The sequence below is a fragment of the Simkaniaceae bacterium genome, assembly GCA_021734805.1.
Taxonomy (GTDB): domain Bacteria; phylum Chlamydiota; class Chlamydiia; order Chlamydiales; family JACRBE01; genus Amphritriteisimkania.
In genome coordinates, this window is the sequence record JAIPIG010000028.1 from 1 (window position 1) to 21,112 (window position 21,112).

Here is a 21,112-nt window from a genome sequence, read left to right on the forward strand (position 1 = left end):
CTTCTTCTAGGCCCCAGGGGTCGTGGTGGAGAAGTGGGTTGTTGTAGAGGTAGGTGTAGGGGTTGGGGATGGCGTCGAGGCCTTTGGGGTCGGGGTTGATAAAGGCTCCGATCGTGGGGTCGTAAAAGCGGCGGCCAAATTGGATGAGGCCCGTATAGGGGCAGTGGCGTTTGGATTGATAGGTGTATGGGCTGATTGGGGGCGTTTTGAGTGAGAGCTCTCCGAAGGCAGAGTAGATGTAGTGTTCCGGTTCGCATTGAGTCGTCGGATCGATCAGCATCGTGATATTGCCGAAGAGGTCATGAAGGGGAACATAGGGTTTGTTGTCGAGTTCAAGAAGGACTGCGGAGCCGATTTCGGCATAGGGCGTTGCGCCTAATATGCGGAGTTCATGTGGGGCATTATTGAGATAGGAGCCGATTTCACATTGCCCATCATAAATCAGGTAAAGTGTGGTCGAGGGGCCGTGGTGGGGGGTGATCGTCTGAGAGAGGCAGCGGTGTTCGGAATCGTATGTGTAGGTTAGGGTTTTGCATGGAGTTTTAATCTCGATAAGGCGGTCAAGTGCATCGTAGCGGTATTCAAATGATTGTGTAGCTTTTGAAAGTGTGGCTCGATTTCCATTGGCATCATAGGTGATGGTGAGGTCGTTGAGGGAGGTCAGTTGGTGCATGGGGGCAATGTGGGTTGTGTGCGCGTCTCTTGAGCGAAGTGAGTGGTGTGAATCAAAATGGTAAGAATGGGTGATGTAGCCGGTTTCTTGGCTCAGTTGGTTGAGCGCATCATAAGTAAACTCGGCGCTATAATCCCCTAAGAAGGTGTGAATCGTTGATTTGAGCACCAACCCCTCCGGATCATAGGATTCAATCACATGAGATAAGTTCGAGTGAGAGGCTTTGATAGGGCGCCCGGCCGTGTCATAAGTATAGGTGCTCATAGGGAGTTGATACATAGGCGATTCTTTCAAACAAAGGCCTGAGGTATCGTACTGATCAAAGCAATGGATTTGATCATTGCGCCTAATTGTCGATAGAAAGACTCCTTGATAGGTGTAAAATACTTGAGATTGATCGGGTAGTGTAAGAGATGTTTTGCGATGAAGCGCGTCATATGTTCTTTCAATGACCAAACCGTTCCCCAATGTTTCGGAGATAGGGTTGTCGCATACGTCATAAGTGATAAGACTTGTCGTGTTGTGGATATGGTCGAATGTTTGAGTACGCCTTCCCTTTTTGTCATAAGTCAATGAATAATGGACGGTTTTATCTGATGAGATAATGGATATGAGGCGTGATAAGGCATCATAAGCATAGGAAATAGTTACGCCGGAGGGTTTGGTTTGCTTAGAGATTTGGTCGTCAAACGTATATTGCATGCATGTGATGCGTGGGGAAGCGAGATGACTTCCTTCTTGAATTTTAGCAATGTTGCCTTTCACATCATATTCCCAAGAGGTGGTGTGTTGTTCAATGGGCTCATTGTTGAAGATGATGGTGCTCTTCTGTTCAATTTTTCGATATTCGGCATCATAGGCAAACGTTTCTTGGCGAAGGATTTGGTCGAGGGGGTCGTATGTGATGTCTGAGATGATCAGACCCACTTCGTTATGAAGGCGAACGGTTTTGACTCCTTTAGGTGAAATCTGTGTGACTTCATTAACATAAATTGTGGCAGGTTTTGCCTTAAAATCAGAAAAACCTGAGATGTGTTGAGCTTGAGCAGTTGGTTTGCCATTTTGAAAGGGAACTTCGCGATAAGCATAGCGGGTAATGGCCCCTTGAGCATCGGTATGGGTCAAGAGGCGACCAAAGGGGTCATATTCCCATTTTTCACAGAGCGTTGCCTGATTTGTCATTGTTGTTTTGAGGGCCACATTTCCGTAAATATCGTAATAGGTTTTTGTGTGATGTGTCGTGATCGTGTTGCAAACGGTTTTTTCTTCGATAATGCGGTCGAGATGATCGCGGATAGTATAGGTTTGAATGGCTTCTGAGGGATTGCTTGAGGGATGCTGAGTCTCGCAACAAAGTCTTCCTAAGGAGTCGTATTCAAATGTCGTTTTCGTTTTATCCTTGGACTTTTCAATGACTCGACCTGCAGCATCATAATGGTAGGTCGTTGCGATTCCCTCTTCATCGATTTCTTGCACGAGAAGCGATCCCTCATAGAGGAAGGTTTTACATGTGAGAGATTGTCCGGAAGAATCGTAAGTTGACACTTTGAGGGGGCGTTTTGCTGCATCGTATTCTGTCAGAACTACTGTTCCGTTGGGAAGAATTTTTTTGGCTTCAGTTTGATCGGGGTTGTAAATAGTTTGCGTGATTGCCCCATCCACTGCGATTTCTTGAGTCACTTTGCCAAGGCTGTTATAGGTTAAATGGGTTGTAGATCCGAAGCTATCACTTTTAGAAAGAGGGTGTTGAAATGCATTATAGCTAGCACTTTGTATTTTAGAAATCAGCGTGTTTTGCTTGGATAAGAAAGGGGGTGAAATCGTTTTGATCAGATTGCCAAGGGAGTCGTACTCATAGCGCGTCTCAAGGCCGAGATAGTTGCGCTCAGCTATTTTTTTTGAGTTAGCGTTATAGAGATAATACGAGGGACGGGTCTCATTTGCGGCTTGTATTGTTTCGTGCACAAGGCGATTAGCTTTATCATAATGCATTGTTTGCATAGTGCATTGTTGCAAATGGATCGTCGAAGTTTTGTTGCCGATATGATCATAAGTATATTGCGTCTCATGACCGAGGGGATCGGTTTCATAAAGGAGCCAACCTTTATCATTATATTTATAATGCAGGGCGTAGCACAATTGATTGTTGGCATCGTAGATTTCTTTTTTCGTGATCCAGCCCTCAAGGGTATAGAAGAGAATCGTCTTTTTTAGAAGGAGTTCTCGACCTGTCTTTTGATCGTAGGCGTTTTCTGTAATGATATGAGGAAAATCAATGCCCGGGTCCTTAGCTGTTGGGGTGATTCTGGTGATTTTGCAGAGATGCACTTGAGAGAGAGTGTCGATATCGGGTGAATTTCCATCATCTTCGATTTGCTTAATCAGAACATGATCTGAGTTGTAGGTGAAGTGGGATCTGTGGATGATCTTTTGCTCTCTGTCGTAGATGAGGTGAAGGGTGACAAGATGGGTGTCTCCTCGATAAGCAAATGTTTCAGAGGTTTGATCGGGGTGGATGACTTTTAATAAACGATTTGTCCCATCTTCTGTGTAGGTTTTGCGCGTGATTCTTTTTTCAGCGTTGTTATTGGGAACTCCCGATGTGTCGAGTTGCATTGGATTTTTATTTTGACCGGTGAAGTGGCCAAATTGAGTTGTTTCGATGATGTTGCCTCGAGCATCATAAGCGTAGTGAGTGGATAGGATGCCGTTTTTTGAAGGGCCTTCGGTGATGTATTTGCATTTGAGGAGTTTTAGATAGTCCTTTTCTTCCCAGCAAAAATGTTCTGAAGAAGCGAGGATATCGCGATTGCCCTCTCGTTTGAATCGATTAATATGAGTCAGATCAAATTTTTGATTGAAGTGATAGGTAGTTCTTTGTTGGTAGGGGTCCCTTACTTCGGTATATCCATCTCGACTCCACCCTTCATCTGAGAGTTGTCCTAAATCGTATGAAATACTTTGAATAGTGCCTTCGCTTCCATGATTTCCGATCGGACCCGAAATGGCAGATAGGCGCTCCTTTTGAGCGGAAGGGCCGCTTTCAAATTGATGAAAATGAATGGTTCTTCCGGCATAATAGTCGATTCCTTCCGGATAGAGTGGCTCTCCCGGACCCTTCTGTTTCCAATAATACACCTGTCTTAGGCCATATGCAGGGATTACTTCTTTGTATCTATTAAATTTGAGTTTAATCTTATTTTCTTTTGATTTTGGCTTACAATAGATTTGGAAAGTATATTTGTGTTTTTTGCCGTGACTGGTTGTGATTTGAAAATCAGAGCTTTCGAAATTTTTATTATCTGTCGGATAATGAAACCAAGCCGACCCATAGATTTTAGTTGCTAAAGGGTTGGTTGATGTGATTTGACAGATTCTGCGGTGTTCGTCGTATTTGTAATAACGAAGGCAGCCATTTCTCAGTTTTTCCTTGATGAGGTCATAGCGATACCGATTAAAAGTTGCGAATTTCTTATAGCAGTAGCGCTGTCCGTAAATCCTTTCGGTCCCATCTCCAAAAATCACTTTAATGTGTTTATCGCGAGGGTAATAGCGGACGCGTGTATTCAGCGGATTGGTTTGACCGCTAGGCTCTCCTTTAAATGTGTTGGCCATTCCGATTGTGATCATGATATTGAAGTCAATGGCTAGGTGTTTTTTACTTGTATTGCGTGAGACAAAGCGGAGCTTTGAGCCGTGATCATCTTGGATTTTAATATAGGCTTCGGTTCCAAAAAGCCCATTCCATCCTTCGTCATGTTCTGCGTGCAGGTGTGGCATGACGAAAAAGGAGCCGTGCGGAGTATTGAGGCTGCGAAGCGGTGCGGTGAAACTTGAAGAGAAAAAAATCGGTTCCTTACCCGCTAAGAGAAGATCGTTTCTCCGGTCAATGAATTGCCCGGTAATCACGGCCATGTGATTGTTGAGAATAGCCTGAGAATCACAGTAGGTCGTTAAGTTGGAATAATCAACCTCAGCACATAATTTTAGACAAAAAGTGAGAAGAAAAAGTTGCAGTCTCATTGTACAAAATTTTTGAACAGTAAGAATACAACATAATTAAAGATTTAATTAATGAAAAGTTAAAATTTGATTGCCTCTTTTTTACCCCTGTTTAGCCCACATTTCTCACAAAGTTGGGGAGGAGATCTGCAGCCTGAAGGTATGGATTTTCGATAGCGCGAAGAGCCAATATTAGTTTTTACCACAGAGAGCACAGAGGCGCCGGAATGCGCATTTTCTTGATTTTTCTCTGTGTACTCTGTGGTTGTTAAAGTCCTTATGGTCAATAACCTGATAGTTTATCGAATTATGCAACGGTGCAGCAAGAGCAGCAAGAATCGGCCGGGGGATCGATACGTGTATATTTACCGTGAGCAAAAACAGGTGCGGCGGTTGGGATTTCCGTTGGTATTATTCGTCCAAAAGGGTTGCCGCCTGAGTGGACAACAATGATGGATCTCGTTTCTGCTCTTCTTTTTTCTTCTACTAGAGCTTTTGAATGATTTACAATCGCGGTCATTGCTTTCGTTGAAATCGCGATTCCTTTAACTTTCGCAAGAACTCCCGTCACTTGTGCGCCGCTAATAGAACGACCGGTGACTCCAAGCACAGATAATTCACGATTAACGGATATTTCCATTTCTCTTGTGATTAAAACTCCTCCTGTGGGATCTTTGTTAGCCGCATCAGGAACAATGTGAATCATGGGCAGGTCGCCAATTAGCTTTGCGGCAAAGGCGAGTTCTTCTAAAGATAGGGGTGAAATTTTCAAGTTGTTCAACTGAGTGCGCATTGATGGAGAGGATGTGGGATAGTGCATTAATAGAAATGTGGCTACATTTCTAATTGTAGCTTCACAAACGGCCTTGTCTCCATTAATACTGTGTGTTGCGCCAATAGGTGCCATTGAAGCACTTGCGTAGGTTCTCTCTCCTGCTATAATAGCCATGTTTTTCTCCTGAGTTAAGATTGAAATGGCAATGATCATAATCTCAGTGCGAATTTTTAGGTAAGGTTTTTTAAGATTTTATAAAACTCATGCCATTTATCAAAAATAACGCTTAGTTGTGCAAGGAAGTTGCACAACTTTTTGTGTCCGGATCGAGCGACCATTGCCGGTAGGCAAGGTGTCTATGCTTTTAAGCTTCTGGCATATTTCGTTAAGCCATTGGCAAGAGATTGTGCAATATGAAGACTTTGGCCTTTAATTCTTTTCCCACCCATTTCAATGAGGAAATCAACGCTTCGAATACCATGCAATCTCCCGGAAGGATCTTTGTTATCAGCATCAGGAACGATTTGAATCAGAGGAGATTTGTGATGGAAGATTCTGGCCATGAAATTCACAATTGCGCGCACTTGATTGAACACTAAAGGGCGCTCTTCTGAAGTGATTCGGGTCATAAAGGTTGTTTTTTCATGAAGTGGGGCTTTATTTCCATCGGTTCTAATTAAATCGGCATCGACATAGACTTTATTTTCAAGGAGGAATTGAGTGATTTTCCGAATGGCGGATGTACATGTGCTATCATCAATGACAACGACAGAGCGCTCTTCCAAAGATAATGATACCGATGAAGATTCTCTTGGGGTATGGGTGGGTGTTAGAGGCGTTTGTTGATTAGTTCTTGCTCTATTTAAAACCTCGCTGAAAAATATATCAGCTGGAGTGACTGTACCAAAATGAAGTCTAGAAGGAAATGCGGATGCCATAATTTTGTCTCCCGTATGTTTTTAAGAAGTAACACCATAGGATATAGGTGATTTTAGCGCAGCTATTTTTTTAAACCCAGTTTGAGAGGGAGAGGGTGAGAGAGAAGAATAGAATGATAATGAGAGAGAAGAGAAACATGCGGCGAGCCCAAAGGCGTTCATTTTGTGCTCGGAAGCCTTTAAGCGCGAGAATAGCCCAGGCTATTGAGAGCAGTCCCATTGTGATGAAGTAAGCCGTGCCGGTGTAATGAAAGTAAGTGAGGGAAATCGAAGCGATAAAAAAGGCAATAATATAGGCAAAGCTTTGGATTTTTGTTGCGGTGAGCCCTTTTTGAATAGGGAGTACCGGAATGGAGGCGGCAGCATAATCTTCGATGCGGTGGATCGCAATGGCATAAAAATGGGGCATTTGCCAAAAAGTTAAGATAGCAAAGAGGAGAAAAGCGGCGAGATCAAAGTGATTTGTCACGGCCGTATATCCGATGACGGGAGGAACGGCTCCTGCCAAGCTTCCAATCAATGTTGCATGAACCGAGTGGTATTTGAGCAAGCTATAAGCAAAGACATAAATGGCGAATCCAACTACTGCGATGAGTGTTGTCAAGAGGTTGGTATAGACAAGAAGCATAAAAAAACCACAAAAAGCGAGTGAGGCTCCAAATATGAGGGCGTGGTGATTAGGGATTGAGCCAATGACCAAGGGGCGATTTTGTGTTCGCCGCATTTTGCGATCCGACATGCGATCGATATAGTTATTAAACGTGCAGGCCGAAGCAATCACGCAAGATAAACCAATCAGCGTTGCAAAAAATAGCCATGAGTGAAATGCACCCTGAGAGGCCAATAAAAACCCGGCGATTACAGTAATGGCATTCCCATAGATAATGCCGGGTTTACTTAAGATATAATATGCTTTAATCATAGGGTTTTAATGTGATGCTTCAGGCTGCTCAATCTGCACTTGATCTCTAATGACAATCTCATGGTTTTCTAGTAGTTCTTCCGGTATGGGTAGTCCGGTCATTTCAGCTGAGCTTGCGACTTCCATATGCTCGGCAGAAGTCATGACATTGTAATTTAAATTGTTCATGATCCACATGGATCCTCCAACGAGAACGACGAGAACAATAAACATAAATAGGAATGAAATCAAATACCAATGGGGCTTTTCTTCATCTCCAAGATGCATAAATAGGACAAGTTGAATGAGAGCTTGCACGCTAGCCAGTCCCATAACGGTCAAAACAAGAGGCCATCCGCTGAGCATGTTTGCCATGGCAATGACAAAGGCCACGAGCGTGAATGCAATTGAGAGAATAAATCCCCATATTAATGATTTAAAGCTGCGAGTGAAACCTTGGTGTGTATCCATATTAATTTGCTCCTACCAGATAGACGAGTGTAAAGATGAAAAGCCAAACGAGATTGAGAAACTGCCAAAACATGGTTAAGCAGCTGAGGCGTCTGACACTTGTTTTTGTCAAACCATGTCGAAACACGGGCACGAGAAGAACAATCATCCACAAGAGGCCAAAGATTGTATGAATTCCATGCATTCCAATGAGATTATAAAACGCCGATAAAAAGGCGCTGCGCTGCCAATTGTATCCCATTTCCATTAGTCGAGAAATATCGACGGAGTGCAGGATCAAAAAAGAAAGACCGAGAGCAAAAGTGATCGCCATCCAAAAGATGGTTTTAATTTTGTGGCTTTTGTGTACATAGATATTTGCAATTCCAATGGTAAAGGCGCTTGTTAAAAGAACAAGTGTCTGTGCAAAGTTAAAGGGGACATTGAAAATATCCGCCTGGGTCAATCCTCCATAGGTGCTTTTTCGCAGAACAACATAGACTGCGAAAAAAGTGGCAAAAAGCATAAAATCGCTTAAAATATAGAGCCAGAATCCAAAGAGGGTTTTTGAATAAGTATCGTGATGGGTATCCGGATACTTCTCATGCATCGCATTTGCTTGATTTGTCATACGTATCGATTCCTTATTTCTGTTTCAATTTTTTCCACTTCACTTGCTTTCAGTGTATATTCAGGAGTGTTTTGAGCTAAGCGAATAATGAGGCAAGCGACCATGCCGATAGCCGTAGCGATAACAAGCCACCACATGAACCAGATGACGCCAAAACCGAAAAGGAAGCTAAGTGCGCCAAAATAAAACCCAAGGCCCGTGTTAGAGGGGAGGTGGATCTCTTCATAGCGCGGTTTCTCTTTTATAGTAGCCTGTTTGGCTGCCCAAAACGGATCTCGTTCATGCACTTCAGGTGTCGCCGCAAAGTTATAGAAGGGCGCCGGAGAGGGGATAGACCACTCGAGAGTTCGGCCATTCCAAGGATCTCCTGTCGTGTCGCGATTTTGATTGCGTTGTTTGATGCTGACAACAAGTTGTAAGACTTGAAAGCCAACGCCAATGAGAATGAGCAAGGCCCCCAATCCTGCAACGAGGAAAAGAGGTTGCCAGCCGGTGGATTCGGCATAGTGGTTCAGGCGGCGAGTCGCCCCCATAAGTCCTAAAATATAGAGGGGAATAAAAGCAGTTAAAAATCCGATAAACCAAAACCAAAAGGCACATTTACCAAGTGGCTCATTGAGTTTAAAGCCCGTGAATTTGGGGAACCAATAAGAATATCCGCAAAAGAAACCAAATACGACTCCGCCGATGATCACTGAGTGGAAGTGAGCGATGAGGAATAAACTATTGTGGACTTGGAAATCAATTGCAGGGATAGACATCAAGACGCCGGCAATTCCCCCCACAGTAAAGGTCCCGATAAAGGCTAGAAACCAATACATCGGTGTCGTTAAAACAATGCGTCCTCTAAACATCGTAAAGAGCCAGTTAAAGACTTTAACGCCGGTTGGAACGGCAATGATCATAGTCATAATGCCAAAAAAGGAGTTGACGTTTGCACCGGCACCCATTGTGAAAAAGTGGTGAAGCCATACAATAAAGGAAAGAAATGTAATAGCCACAATAGCCCAAACCATTGAGGCATATCCAAAGAGTCGCTTCTGTGAAAAGACGGGGACAACTTCAGAAAAAATACCGAAAGCCGGAAGGATCAAAATATAGACTTCAGGATGGCCCCATGCCCAAATGAGGTTGATATACATCATGGGATTACCGCCGTAATCTGAGGTAAAGAAGTGTGTGCCGAGTAAACGATCCGAAGAGAGCATTGCAACATTTGCCGTAAGAATGGGGAATGCAAAAATCACAAGCACCATTGTCGCAAGAGATCCCCATACGAAGATCGGCATTTTCATTAGGCTCATACCGGGGCAGCGCATTTTAAAAATGGTCACCATAAAGTTGATGCCCGAGAGCAAACTCCCCGCACCGGAAATCTGGACGCTCCACAGCCAATAATCGACGCCTGTTCCCGGATTATATTTAATTCCGGAAAGAGGGGGGTAAGAGACCCAACCGGTTCCGGCATATTTACCGATGACAAGTGAGGCGAGAATAAAGAGTCCGCCTGAAGTGAAGAGCCAAAAGCTAATATTATTGAGAAAAGGAAAAGCCACATCACGAGCGCCGATTTGAATAGGCAGTACCAAGTTAATGAGGCCAAAAATAACGCCCATTCCCACAAAGAAGATCATGGTTGCACCATGTGCAGTGAAGATCTGCTGAAAGTGGGAGCCGGTGAGATACCCCATTGAATCACCTACGGCAAAAGCTTGTTGCACGCGCATCATGACCGCATCGATAAGGCCTTTGAAAAGCATAAGGGCAGAGAAGGCGATATACATAATGCCAATGCGCTTATGGTCTAGGGAAGTAAGCCATTCAACCCAGAGCCATTTCCATCTTTTGGTGTAAGTGATGAGCGCGACAATAGCAAGTAAGGCGAGGAGCATGGAAAGTCCTGCCATGTGTTCTATAAAATCTTGCTTGAAAGCGGCACTTGTTAATTTTCCAAACATGTTCTTTTCCTATTTGCTATTCTTGTTTTAATTGTTCTTGTAAGTCAGCAGGGGGAACGGTGTATTTATCTAAAATATGCTCAAAGAGATTGCTCGCTTCAAGGGTATAGGTCTCAATTGGGTTGTATTCACTTGGCTCTGCAAGTTCCTCATAGGACTTAGCTGTGAGGGCGCGGTTAGAGTCTTGTGCTGTTTGAACCCACTGATCAAATTGATTCTCTGTCATTGCTTCAACGGTAAAAACCATGCCTGCAAATCCTTTTCCACTCAAATTTGATGAAGAACCGCGATAGGATCCGCATTCATTGGCAATGACGTTGAGTTTCGTGCGCATGGCGGGCATCGCATAGATTTGTCCGGCGAGTTGAGGGACCCAAAATGAATTCATGGGAGCATCAGCTGTAATTTCAAATTCGACGGGAGTGTTTTGTGGAATGGCAACGAAGTTGACCGAAGCCACTTTCTGCTCGGGGTAAATAAAGAGCCATTTCCAATCAAGAGCAACAACTTGAATAGCAATGGTTTTTTTGTCTGACTCGATAGGGCGAAAAGGGTTGAGCTCATGGCTTGTTTTCCAAACAAGAACTGCAAGGACAATGATAATGGCAAAAGGAAGCCCCCACCAAACAAGTTCTGCTACATGGTGATGATCCCAATCAGGTGTGTACTTTGCCTTGTCATTGCTGTGATGGTATTTCCATGCGAATAAAATTGTCATTACAAAAACGGGAATGACAACAATGAGCATTAAAAGAGAAGCTATGATGATGAGATCTCGTTGTTTATCTGCGATAAAACCTTTGGGGTCGAGGACTGCTATTTTATGAGTCACTACGTAAAGCACAACCACAGCAATCATGGCAAATAATGAGAGTAGGAGGAAAGTAAACTTGAATTTTTTGTTCATCTTAGGTCCTTAGACAATGTCATTTCATAAAAAGTTAGAGAAAAAACTCCAAAATTTTTACTTTTACATTAATGTCTCGGGAATGTCTAGAAATTATTTTAAAAACCCAAGGAATTTGCAAACTTATTTAATAAGCCCCCGGTTCGACCATAGGTCGAACATCCGAGAGCAAAGACCGAGGCAGGCGGGCTCAAAAAGTTGCAAAGTCGAGTTAAAGACATGTCCTAGTATTGATTGGCTCCTATTTAAATTGTAAGTTGTTAAAAATTAGTGTGCTATATATTTACTTTAACTCTATCACATGGTTTGTTGCGAAACCGTGCATTGACAATACATGGTTTTTTAAATATAATACGGGAAAGGAAGGGCAAAAATATGGACCGAGAGATTCTCAAGCAAATTATCATGGATCAACTCAAATACCGATCGCCAAAGAATTATTATCATCGAACGGTGACTGAAACAATCCAGGGTTTTGCTAACGATCCAAATATCATTATTCTCAGTGGAATCCGAAGATCCGGAAAGTCGACCATCCAACGCATGCTGCAATTTGAATTACTCAAAACGAATAACTATTCGGATTACTATTTTAACTTTGATGATGAACGTCTTGTGAAGTTTCAAGTGAGTGACTTTCAAACGTTGTTAGAAGTGTTCATCGAGTTATTTGGAGATCAACCTAGATTTTATTTTGATGAAATCCAAAACATTGAAGGTTGGGAGCGTTTTGTTCGAAGACTATATGAGCAGGGAAAAAAAATCTATATCACAGGATCGAATGCAAGGCTGTTGAGCAAGGAGTTGGGAACGCATTTAACAGGTAGACACATTCAATTGGAGGTATTTCCCCTCTCTTTTTTTGAAATCGTGCGTCATCAGTACCCCGAGGCGCTTTCTAAAAAAGCTCTATCGACAACTGATGTTGGCATGCTCCTACATCATTTCTCTAATTATTTAAAAAATGGGGGAATCCCGGAATATCTAGAGTTTGAAAAAACAGAATATCTGAAAGACTTGCTAGAGGGAATTCTCTATCGAGACATCATTGTTCGCTATAAAATTCAGGATGAAAAAGCGTTGAGAGAAACAGTGTATTATTTAGCGAGCAATATAGGAAAAGAGTTTAGTTATACAAATCTGGCTAAAACTGTCGGCGTGAGTAGTCCACACACAATCACAAATTATTGTGATTACTTGGAGCAATGTTATCTTTGCTTTTTTATTTGCCGATACAGTCATTCTCTACAAAAGCAAATTCAATCCAATAAGAAGTGCTATATGATCGATCTGGCCCTGATTCGAACAACCGGGTTCCGAGTGAGTGAAGATCGAGGACGTCTCTTGGAGAATATGGTATTTCTTCATCTTAGGATGAAGATGAAGGAAATCTACTTTCACAAGGAGAAGAAAGAATGTGATTTTGTTGTGAGAGAAGGTAATCGGATTGTTCAAGCCATTCAAGTGACAACAAGCCTCTCAAATCCGGAAGTAAAAAAACGAGAGCTCGAAGGATTAATTGAAGCAATGAAAGCTTATGATTTACAGGACGGGATCATTCTTACGGAAAATGAAAGCGACACAATCGAAATGGACGAGTTTCGGGTTTTGGTATTACCGATTTGGAAATGGTTGTTATTTACAAAATCAGGTTAAATAAGGAATAATTAGCTATCACATCGTTGGCCATGTGAGTTCCCCGCTTAAATCAGGGAAATTGCAGCTTGGTCTCCGTTCAAATAGGAATGATATGAGTGCACAAGACAAAGCGGGTCGTCGAATTTGGTGGGTTTTATTTGCCATTGTTTTAGGTGTCGCTTTAGGCTCTTTTCTTTATTCTTTCGGTCAAGATTATATCCCTCGGATTGAGCCTGTTCTTTCAATCGGGGGGAAGCTGTTTCTCAACGCCTTAACGCTCATTGTTGTGCCCCTTGTTTCATCTTCAATTATTAACGGGATGTCGCGCATTGGAACTGAAAAGCATTTTAGTACCTTGGGTCTTAAAATGTTTGTCTTCTACTTGGGGACAAGTTTTATCGCGATTTTGATTGGAGTTTCTCTGACAAACCTCATCCAACCGGGAAGCTTCCACAGCGCTATTGATATGCAGCAGGGGATTTCGCAAGAAATGCAAAACCTGGCGGCAGAACATACGGGGGGTGGTATCTGGGCTAATGTGCGCAATATTATCTCTAATCTCATCCCATCCAATGTCGTCAATGCATTTGCCCAAAACGATATGCTCGGTTTGATCTTCTTTAGCATTATTTTCGGCTACGCCGTCTCTCAAATTCCCAAAGATCAGTCCAATGCCGTTTCTCAATTTTTTAGAGGTGTGTTTAGCACAATGCTAAAGTTCACCCGCATTATCATGAAAGCTTTACCCTTAGGGGTCTTCTTTTTAGTCACAGAGGCTTTTATGAAGTCGGGGCTAGATGCTTTGAGATCCGTAGGGATGTTTGTACTGGTTGTGCTTCTCGCTCTTAGCTTATATGCCTTTGTTGCATTGCCGCTGCTCCTCTTTTTTGTCGGGAGAGTCAATCCGTGGTGGCATGTGAAAGCAATGGTTCCGGCCATTTTCACCGCATTTTCAACGAGTTCATCTTCGGCAACAATGCCGGTTACGATGGAATGTGTCGAAAAGAGAGCCCGCGTTTCGAATATGATTACGTCGCTTGTGATCCCCCTTGGCGGTTCGATCAACATGGCCGGTTCAGCTCTTTACGAGGCGGTTGCTGCCATCTTTATTGCACAAGTTTATGGGATTGAAATTGGATTTGTCTCACAAATTGTCGTGATTTTTCTAGCCTTGCTCACTTCAATAGGTGTAGCGGGAATCCCTTCGGCCTCACTTGTCGTTGTGATTATCATTTTGAAGACATTAGGGCTTCCGGCAGAAGCTGTTGGTTTAATTATTGCCGTCGATCGCCTTTTAGATATGTGCCGAACAAGTGTTAATGTGTTTAGCGATAGCTGCTGCGCTATTTTGGTTGCTAAAACAGAAGGTGAAAAGAAAGTCTTGGCTCAAGATCCCGCAACTTTGGAGGATGAAGTATGAAACGATATATGACAGTGGCATTTGCTTTATTGGCATTATGTGCTCAAATCAATGCTGCTCCGCCCCCTCCCCAGGTGATGGCTTCTCTTCCATCAGATGTCTATAAAGCAAAAAACTTTTACCATCTCATTGGCATGAAGGGGTTTTCAGATGCTCTATTGACAATGCATTTTAAACTCTACGAAGGATATGTCAAAAATACCAATGCCCTGATTGAGAAAATCCGCGAAAAAGAGCTTAACCATGAGATGGATACGCTTGAGTATTCCGGATTAAAAAGGATGTTTGGCTTTGAGTTCGATGGGATGAGACTTCATGAGCTTTACTTTGAGAATCTCGGAGGAAAGCGTCCGTTGAATTCCGCAGCGCCCCTTTATAAACAGGTGATCAAGGATTTTGGTTCATATGAAAACTGGGAGCAGTCTTTTATCGCAACCGGGATGCTTAGGGGAGTGGGTTGGTCCATTCTCTATTTTGACCCAAAGGTGAACCGCCTTTATAATGTGTGGGTAAATGAACACAATATCAATGAGCTGGCTGAAGGGGTAATTATCTTGGCGATGGATGTTTGGGAGCACGCCTACATCACAGAATATGGTTTAAGTCGCATCGACTATATCCAAGCCTTTCTCACAAATATTAATTGGAATGTCGTCTCCAATCGCTATGATATGGCTCGGCATCTTTAATCGAGCCTGCGCCTTCGGGCTCTAAGGGTAAAACAAGGGATGACTGCGCTTAGATATGGTGTAGGTAATATCGCTGAATGAATCACTTTGTTTGCCAATAGAGCAATTGGCAACATACCATTTCCCGGTTTTTTGAAGGGGCTTCCAAGCTTGGTCTAAAAGGTGTTTTCCATGGTTTTCTAGAAAGAGGCTGGTATTCAGAGATTGAAATGAATAAAGAAATGTATTTTTCAAAGTTTCAAAATAAGGGCTATTAATAGCATAGCCATGTGCAGCTTGAGATTCAGTGACTCTTTTAATCAGGGGGTTTAATGTTCCTTCATAGTGAATAACATTTGTTCCCATAAAAAAAATATCCCAATCATTAAATTCAGATGAAAAGAGTGTTTCAATATAGGGCTGAATGGATTCTTTAGTTTGTAAGAAGACAAAATCATCTTCGAAAATCACAGCGTTTGATAGAAGATGAGTCTGTGCATAATCAAGCGCTTTAAGATGGCTAAATACGCAGCCTCGATGTCCGTTAAAGGGGTCTTGAAAGGCATCAATGCGAATGATTTTGCTCGGGTCGACATTTAATTTTTTGAGCTCGTTGAGAAAGTGATCTCTTCGATCTTCTCGGTGCTTTAAATTAATATAAAAGATAGCATCAAAGCGGTTAAGCGTCATTCTTTAGGCACAATTGTGATTTTAACTCGGATACGCCCTTCTTTGGGGAGGATTCCACGAGGGTTTTTAGCGCTCATTGGCTCAATACAGGTAAAGCTTGCGCCTGCCGGGTGCCAAAGCTGCCATGAGTGTTCATCAGATTCCGTCTGTGAGAAGATTTCTAAGTTATACTCTTTGTTTTCTAAGGTCACGAGGGAAGTGTTATTATTAGAAAAGGGGAGAAAACCAAAATCGGCTTCTTGATTAAGGATAAATTTCAGATGATGGATGTCTTCTTCGGTCCATTCGTCAGGTAGGGGTTTAAATTCTCCCATATCGTTATACACATTTTGGATAACCGATTTTACAACGGCATCCTCATGATCAATGCTATAGTAATAATGCAACCCGACAATCCCGGTTTTATCCGTTTTCACTCCAAAATCGATGACAAGGCCGTCTTCTTGCAAGGTGGCATCAAAGGTCATCACGAAATTTTCCCCTTCAAGATGACTCAGAAGGACGCCGTGGTAGTTATCGATGGAAGAAAGGCGCGCTTTGATGGAGGTTTCATCGCTGGTAAAGTTCCAAGGAACGTAGCGAGCAATGCCATGTGAAAAGACATCTTTATGTCCTTCGGCTTTCTCTTTGGCAATATGGGGAAAGAGATCATCATCGGGTAAGGGCGGAAGATTGTCCTCTTGGCGGCGGTAAAAATGGGGACCGATAATTGCACCAAGGCCGGCAGAACGCTCATCGTATAATGGGCGGGTAGATTGATCGATCACTTCAATTTTATCAAGTCGGTAGCTCAGCAAGTTCATCCCTTTTTCAGGGGAAAAAGTTGCCGTTAGCATGTCGCCACTTGCTGTTTTTCGTTTGAGAGTAATGGGCTTTGTCATGAATTCCTGCTATTTCCTCTAAAAAAATCTATCACCGGTATATACCGCTCGTCATTCAAGAATTGTTTTTTTTGTCGCCGGCATCCCCGCTTGATCGATTTACCTCACCTCTGCCTATTGTCAATAGCGCGTCGGTTCAGGTAGAAGGGCCTTCGGCCCGATCGACCATCGCTATAGCCGGCTTCTAAAAATTCCAACTCTTGAATCACTTTCGGTATATGTTCCCTTGTAAAAAATTATTTAAAAAAAGAAAAGCGTCAAATTGACAAATAGCAAAAAATCAAATAGGGTCAAGTTATGGAAGAACAAGAAAAACATCAGCCTCACCACCCTTGGAGAGCAAGGCTCATCGTCGGATTGACAATGCTATTATTATCATTTGTCGGTCTTATTTTTTCTGATTTAATACGCGGTGGAGCTTGGACGTATTGGCGAGTTATGGTTCCCGTCTATGCCGTCTTATCCATTTGGCTGAGTTGGTATTTGCGTCGTAAGTCCCACAAGGTAACCGCGATTAAAATTTGGCATGAGATCCTCCATTGGGTTGCGCTTATCATGGGGGTCTATCTGGTTTCTCTGTTTGTCTCAATGGGGATTGTCGGGCGCTTTGAAGCGAGTCTTCAAGTTTTAATTATGTTGGCTTTAACGACATTTTTAGCCGGGATCTATCACGATGTGATTTTTATTATCATTGGTGTGATTTTGGGGTTCTTTACGGCAGGCGCTGCATTTTTCACCGAATACCTCTATAGCGTGATGCTGCCTATCACCATTGGGGCAGCGATTCTCATGGCCTGGGTTATTTATCATCACCATAAGAAGTCGACAGAAAGGGATGAAAAATAATGGGCATCATCACTCTTGTTTTATACTTATTATCTTGGGGATTAGCTATTTGGATGAAAATTGATACCAATGGATTTTTTGGTATTCAGTTGATGAAAGCTATCTTTCTGATTTCAGTAGGTATGAGTGGACTTGTGAAGTGTCTTGGCAATCTCTTATTCTCTGAAAAGACGGCCCGTTATGTTCATTGGACGCATACGCCTTACCAGCATGAGGTGGGAGTTGCGCATCTCAGTTTTGCGGTTCTTGGCACGCTCTCCTTTTTTTACTCAACCTATTGGTATGCAACGGCAATCGGTGTCATTATTTTCTACTTAGGAAACGCGCTTGTCCATATTACTGATATGAAACGACATGGGAACTTTTCAATCGGAAATGCGGGAATCGTTTTTTATCTCGATTTGGTTGTCCCCTTTACCCTAGCAATTGGCCTTATTCTTCACGTCTATGGAATATAATATCATAACATATTGTAAATAAGCCTTTTGAATAGGATGTAAGCCGATAATCGGCGCTTTAAAGGGCTTATATTAAGCATGATTCGGTTTTAAATATTTTATTTACTGTTTTAAGAGAAATGCTATTAACTTCTATAATTGTCATATATAACTATAAAAAATATGATATAAAAGGCATGCATATGGCGTCATCAATTTCAGGAAGTAACTCATATTCTTTTTTCCATCAAATAGGAACCCCAAAGGAAGCGCTTTATAATGCCGTCGACAAGGCTGATCTTGCTCAAATTGAGTCTCTTCTAAGATCTGATTTAGAACTGCAAACTTATAATCGGAACTCGCCGGATTTACTTTTTCGCGCTATCAAAATAAATAACATTAAAGTACTGGACATTCTGATAAGATATGGCGCGCTAACGGATCCTATTGCTATTAATAGGGAGGGGAAGACCCCGCTTTATGTCGCTATTGAAGAGGGGCATCTTGCGGTAGTAAAATTTCTGATGGAATATGGCGCCGGTGTGAATGCTGTTAATGCAGATAGGAAGGCCCCCCTCCATGTTGCTGCCGAAAAAGGTAGTTTTGAAGGAATGAAGCTACTGCTAGATTTTGGTGCTGACACTTTAATAAAAAATGGACGGGACTTGAGACCGCTTTGGTATATTTTACGTTCGACAACTCCCGATTTGAACCTCAGCAACTACCTTAAAGCGCTTCCGAAAGAGCTGGTAGGCCCGGAGTTTTGGGAAGACATTAGCGAAATTCTGACACGTATACCTGATTATACCCCCATTATTGTAGACTTTGTAAAAGAAAACCCCAGTTTACTTTCCCTCGCTATCGAAGCAGATGAGCCTAGCTTAGTAGCTCCACTGATAAAATACGGTGCTCCTTTGGATGTTTCTGATGGAATGGGATTAACTCCGCTCCATCATGCTATCAAGCGAGATAAGCTTGCTGTAGTAGACTTTCTGCTATGTGCCGGCGCCCGCTGGGATGCGCTTACTAGAGAGCCGGCTCATCATATAGCGCCAACTCATCATCATCTAGTGGAAATTGCTAGCGGGCAAACACCTCTTCATCTAGCAGCAAGAAATGGAAATGTTGCCATAATTAATCGCATAGCAGAGCAGGCTAATTATGAGGATAGGAAGGCCGGTGTTTATGATGCTAAGATCCCGGGGGGCTGTACACCCCTTTATTTGGCTGCCTTAGGAGGCCATCTTGCCGCAGTAGAGTGTCTGATTACGTGTGGTGCTGCTGTGGATTCTGTCAATGATAGGGGGGAGACTCCGCTTTATGTCGCTGCCGAAAGAGATCATCTTGATTTAGTAAGATTTCTTTTAAGCAAAGGAGCTAAGGTAAATACCAAGGATCGGGATGGGAATACGGTGATTCATGCTGCAGCTAGAAAGGGTGGGCCTATAATGGAAGCTCTTATACGAGCAGGAGCTGATCCGGATGCTATGAATAAAGATGGGCGTACGCCCCTTAGCTTGGCTACCGGAGTAGGTCATCTTGATTCAGTAAATCTTCTTTTAAGCAAAGGAGCTAAGGTAAATACCAAGGATCGGGATGGGAATACGGCGCTTCATGTTGTAGTTAGTAGGGGTGGGCCTATAATGGAAGCTCTTATACGAGCAGGAGCTGATCGGGATGCTATGAATAAAGATGGAGATACACCCCTTCACTTAGCTGCTAAAGGAGATTATCTCCCTGCAATGATGTGTCTAATAGGGAATGGCGCTGATATAAATGCTGTTAATATGGATGGGAAGACGCCACTCTATGTCGCTACCCAAGAAGGGCATCTTGGTTCATTAAGATTTCTTTTAAGCCGAGGCGCTAATCCAAATGTTAGGAGTAAATATGGGGAGACAGCGCTTGGTCTGGCAGTCGCAAAAGGAGATATTGCTACAATTGAGCCCCTTCTAGAATGTCCCTCCCTTGTTGTCAGTGGACCGGGCCCGAGACCGCTTGAGTCTGTTTTACATTCAAAAAACCCTGTTTTGAGCCTCACGAATTACCTTACAGTGCTCCCAAAAAGGCTAGTGGGGCCGGAGTTTTGGGAAGATATTATCACAATTTTGATAAGAGTCCCCCGGTGTGCCCCCGCTGTTGAGGGCTTTGTAAAAGAACACCGTATTGATGTATCGGCTACGATTGCTCGTAAAATAATTAAATTAGCCCCATCATTGAAAGAATCCTTACAAAAAGCTATTTCTGTTAATCTAAGAATGAAGGTATTACGTTTTCGAAAGGCTGTTGAGGTGAGTGCACATAAATCGGATAGTGAGTCGGCGCCTTCTTGGAAGCGGATAATGGCTCTCAGAAAACCGGAAATTTAGGTCTGACACTAGCCCACATTTCGTCGTTTTGTTACAGTATTTCTTGGAACTGAAGCTTAAGAGGGTTTTATGAACTATCTTGTCGTCGTCGAATGTATTATTCAAAAAGAGGATAGATTTTTAATGATTCAACGCCCTGAGGGTGGGCATGCAGGGGGATTACTGGCTTTTCCCGGAGGGAAAGTTGACTTTGAAGATGGAAAAAATCACATCGATATTCTGGAAAATGCGTTAAAAAGGGAAGTCAATGAGGAAGTGGGACTCGATTTGATCGATCAAATACAATTTGTAACGAGTTCATACTTTGTTGATACATATCAAAAGCATGTATTGGATGTGATTTTTTATTGTTCTCTTGAAAAGACCCATCATGAGGTTAATCCATCCCCTCGTGAGGTGGCTGATTATTTTTGGCTTACTTTTGATGAAATCTTGAATCATCCCCTTACGCCTAGTTGGGTTAAGATTTATCTTGAACGGATGTCAAGCTGCAATTTCTCCCGGGTCCAAGAAGGGGAGCTTTTTTAGTTTATCTTTTCGAGTTTTGATAGCAGTTTGATTTCGAGTTGGCTTTCTGCCACAAGAAGGTGTGATCCGGCAATTTCGACAACATAGAGCATTGTTTTAGGGCTAATCGGCCTTTTTTCAATGATTTTGATGTGTTTTTGATGATTAAGCGATGAGAATCGCTGATTAGAGAAGCGCTTCACAAGCCAAAGTAAGAAAAAAACAATCCCCAGTGCTAAAACAATAAGTGTTAGTGTTTTAAAAAAAGTCACTTTGAAATTTTGTGGGTCAAGAGGCGTGTATACCTCTTCAGTGTGAGTGAGTTCAGCCTGAGGGATCTCTTCGGTCCATGCAAAAAAGGGGAGGGCCAAGATGGAGAAAAAAAGAAAAAATCGTCGCATACCATTTGGCCTTATAAAGG

Annotated in this window: 18 protein-coding genes; 7 read left to right on the forward strand and 11 right to left on the reverse strand. The window is 42.7% G+C overall.

The window, feature by feature from the left end:
- The 8 genes from K9M07_06235 to cyoA all read right to left on the reverse strand — a co-directional run.
- On the reverse strand, window positions 1-4,696 hold a 4,696-nt coding region (locus K9M07_06235), incomplete at its 3' end, for a hypothetical protein (GenBank protein MCF7852820.1).
- A gap of 286 nt (window positions 4,697-4,982) precedes the next feature.
- Window positions 4,983-5,624, reverse strand: coding sequence for a hypothetical protein (locus tag K9M07_06240; GenBank protein MCF7852821.1), 642 nt, complete (start codon window positions 5,622-5,624; stop codon window positions 4,983-4,985).
- A gap of 182 nt (window positions 5,625-5,806) precedes the next feature.
- Window positions 5,807-6,388 carry a hypothetical protein gene (locus tag K9M07_06245; GenBank protein MCF7852822.1) on the reverse strand — a complete coding sequence of 194 codons (582 nt, stop codon included), beginning with the start codon at window positions 6,386-6,388 and terminating at the stop codon, window positions 5,807-5,809.
- Window positions 6,389-6,458: 70 nt separating this feature from the next.
- The gene (cyoE, locus tag K9M07_06250; protein MCF7852823.1) at window positions 6,459-7,310 is read right to left on the reverse strand and encodes a heme o synthase; all 852 of its coding nucleotides are present in this window, start codon (window positions 7,308-7,310) and stop codon (window positions 6,459-6,461) included.
- 6 nt (window positions 7,311-7,316) lie between these two features.
- Entirely contained in the window at window positions 7,317-7,760 is a 444-nt protein-coding gene (gene cyoD / locus K9M07_06255; protein ID MCF7852824.1) for a cytochrome o ubiquinol oxidase subunit IV, read from the reverse strand.
- Between the two features lies 1 nt (window position 7,761).
- Window positions 7,762-8,370, reverse strand: coding sequence for a cytochrome c oxidase subunit 3 (locus tag K9M07_06260; GenBank protein ID MCF7852825.1), 609 nt, complete (start codon window positions 8,368-8,370; stop codon window positions 7,762-7,764).
- A complete protein-coding gene (gene cyoB, locus K9M07_06265; protein ID MCF7852826.1) occupies window positions 8,367-10,328 on the reverse strand; it encodes a cytochrome o ubiquinol oxidase subunit I in 1,962 nt (653 codons plus the stop codon). Before cyoB ends, K9M07_06260 begins: the two co-directional genes overlap by 4 nt.
- A gap of 16 nt (window positions 10,329-10,344) precedes the next feature.
- On the reverse strand, window positions 10,345-11,235 hold the full coding sequence (gene cyoA, locus K9M07_06270; GenBank protein ID MCF7852827.1) for a ubiquinol oxidase subunit II: 891 nt from the start codon (window positions 11,233-11,235) through the stop codon (window positions 10,345-10,347).
- 375 nt (window positions 11,236-11,610) lie between these two features.
- On the opposite strand from cyoA, the gene K9M07_06275 reads away from it, so the two are divergent.
- The 3 genes from K9M07_06275 (at window position 11,611) to K9M07_06285 (ending at window position 14,982) form a co-directional block, all read left to right on the forward strand.
- Complete coding sequence (locus K9M07_06275; GenBank protein ID MCF7852828.1) at window positions 11,611-12,891, forward strand: ATP-binding protein; 1,281 nt, start codon at window positions 11,611-11,613, stop codon at window positions 12,889-12,891.
- A 94-nt stretch (window positions 12,892-12,985) separates the two neighbouring features.
- Window positions 12,986-14,293, forward strand: a complete 1,308-nt coding sequence (locus K9M07_06280) for a dicarboxylate/amino acid:cation symporter (protein ID MCF7852829.1) — start codon at window positions 12,986-12,988, stop codon at window positions 14,291-14,293.
- Complete coding sequence (locus K9M07_06285) at window positions 14,290-14,982, forward strand: superoxide dismutase (GenBank protein ID MCF7852830.1); 693 nt, start codon at window positions 14,290-14,292, stop codon at window positions 14,980-14,982. The genes K9M07_06280 and K9M07_06285 overlap by 4 nt, the downstream gene beginning before the upstream one ends.
- A gap of 21 nt (window positions 14,983-15,003) precedes the next feature.
- On the opposite strand, the gene K9M07_06290 is transcribed toward K9M07_06285, so the two are convergent.
- Complete coding sequence (locus K9M07_06290) at window positions 15,004-15,651, reverse strand: hypothetical protein (GenBank protein MCF7852831.1); 648 nt, start codon at window positions 15,649-15,651, stop codon at window positions 15,004-15,006.
- Window positions 15,648-16,532 (reverse strand): hypothetical protein, encoded by an 885-nt coding sequence (locus K9M07_06295; GenBank protein ID MCF7852832.1) that lies wholly within the window; start codon window positions 16,530-16,532, stop codon window positions 15,648-15,650. The genes K9M07_06290 and K9M07_06295 overlap by 4 nt, the downstream gene beginning before the upstream one ends.
- Window positions 16,533-16,829: 297 nt before the next feature.
- Here K9M07_06295 and K9M07_06300 point away from each other — a divergent pair, with 297 nt between their 5' ends.
- The 4 genes from K9M07_06300 to K9M07_06315 all read left to right on the forward strand — a co-directional run bounded on the left by K9M07_06300 (window position 16,830) and on the right by K9M07_06315 (window position 20,712).
- Window positions 16,830-17,378 carry a hypothetical protein gene (locus tag K9M07_06300; protein ID MCF7852833.1) on the forward strand — a complete coding sequence of 183 codons (549 nt, stop codon included), beginning with the start codon at window positions 16,830-16,832 and terminating at the stop codon, window positions 17,376-17,378.
- Window positions 17,378-17,836 carry a hypothetical protein gene (locus K9M07_06305; protein ID MCF7852834.1) on the forward strand — a complete coding sequence of 153 codons (459 nt, stop codon included), beginning with the start codon at window positions 17,378-17,380 and terminating at the stop codon, window positions 17,834-17,836. Before K9M07_06300 ends, K9M07_06305 begins: the two co-directional genes overlap by 1 nt.
- 182 nt (window positions 17,837-18,018) lie before the next feature.
- Window positions 18,019-20,184 carry an ankyrin repeat domain-containing protein gene (locus K9M07_06310; protein ID MCF7852835.1) on the forward strand — a complete coding sequence of 722 codons (2,166 nt, stop codon included), beginning with the start codon at window positions 18,019-18,021 and terminating at the stop codon, window positions 20,182-20,184.
- A gap of 69 nt (window positions 20,185-20,253) precedes the next feature.
- Window positions 20,254-20,712, forward strand: a complete 459-nt coding sequence (locus K9M07_06315; protein ID MCF7852836.1) for an NUDIX domain-containing protein — start codon at window positions 20,254-20,256, stop codon at window positions 20,710-20,712.
- Here the strand turns inward: K9M07_06315 and fliO are convergent.
- On the reverse strand, window positions 20,709-21,092 hold the full coding sequence (fliO, locus tag K9M07_06320; protein MCF7852837.1) for a flagellar biosynthetic protein FliO: 384 nt from the start codon (window positions 21,090-21,092) through the stop codon (window positions 20,709-20,711). The genes K9M07_06315 and fliO overlap by 4 nt on opposite strands.
- Window positions 21,093-21,112: the final 20 nt, after the last annotated feature.

Bases quoted from the DNA above. Each gene is read 5' to 3' on its own strand.
- K9M07_06300 (MCF7852833.1), top strand. From the start codon at position 16,830: ATGGAAGAACAAGAAAAACATCAGCCTCACCACCCTTGGAGAGCAAGG.
- K9M07_06315 (MCF7852836.1), top strand. From the start codon at position 20,254: ATGAACTATCTTGTCGTCGTCGAATGTATTATTCAAAAAGAGGATAGA.
- K9M07_06275 (MCF7852828.1), top strand. From the start codon at position 11,611: ATGGACCGAGAGATTCTCAAGCAAATTATCATGGATCAACTCAAATAC.
- K9M07_06310 (MCF7852835.1), top strand. From the start codon at position 18,019: ATGGCGTCATCAATTTCAGGAAGTAACTCATATTCTTTTTTCCATCAA.
- K9M07_06290 (MCF7852831.1), bottom strand. From the start codon at position 15,651: ATGACGCTTAACCGCTTTGATGCTATCTTTTATATTAATTTAAAGCAC.
- cyoE (MCF7852823.1), bottom strand. From the start codon at position 7,310: ATGATTAAAGCATATTATATCTTAAGTAAACCCGGCATTATCTATGGG.
- cyoD (MCF7852824.1), bottom strand. From the start codon at position 7,760: ATGGATACACACCAAGGTTTCACTCGCAGCTTTAAATCATTAATATGG.
- K9M07_06245 (MCF7852822.1), bottom strand. From the start codon at position 6,388: ATGGCATCCGCATTTCCTTCTAGACTTCATTTTGGTACAGTCACTCCA.
- cyoB (MCF7852826.1), bottom strand. From the start codon at position 10,328: ATGTTTGGAAAATTAACAAGTGCCGCTTTCAAGCAAGATTTTATAGAA.
- K9M07_06280 (MCF7852829.1), top strand. From the start codon at position 12,986: ATGAGTGCACAAGACAAAGCGGGTCGTCGAATTTGGTGGGTTTTATTT.
- fliO (MCF7852837.1), bottom strand. From the start codon at position 21,092: ATGCGACGATTTTTTCTTTTTTTCTCCATCTTGGCCCTCCCCTTTTTT.
- K9M07_06240 (MCF7852821.1), bottom strand. From the start codon at position 5,624: ATGGCTATTATAGCAGGAGAGAGAACCTACGCAAGTGCTTCAATGGCA.
- K9M07_06305 (MCF7852834.1), top strand. From the start codon at position 17,378: ATGGGCATCATCACTCTTGTTTTATACTTATTATCTTGGGGATTAGCT.
- K9M07_06260 (MCF7852825.1), bottom strand. From the start codon at position 8,370: ATGACAAATCAAGCAAATGCGATGCATGAGAAGTATCCGGATACCCAT.
- cyoA (MCF7852827.1), bottom strand. From the start codon at position 11,235: ATGAACAAAAAATTCAAGTTTACTTTCCTCCTACTCTCATTATTTGCC.
- K9M07_06295 (MCF7852832.1), bottom strand. From the start codon at position 16,532: ATGACAAAGCCCATTACTCTCAAACGAAAAACAGCAAGTGGCGACATG.
- K9M07_06285 (MCF7852830.1), top strand. From the start codon at position 14,290: ATGAAACGATATATGACAGTGGCATTTGCTTTATTGGCATTATGTGCT.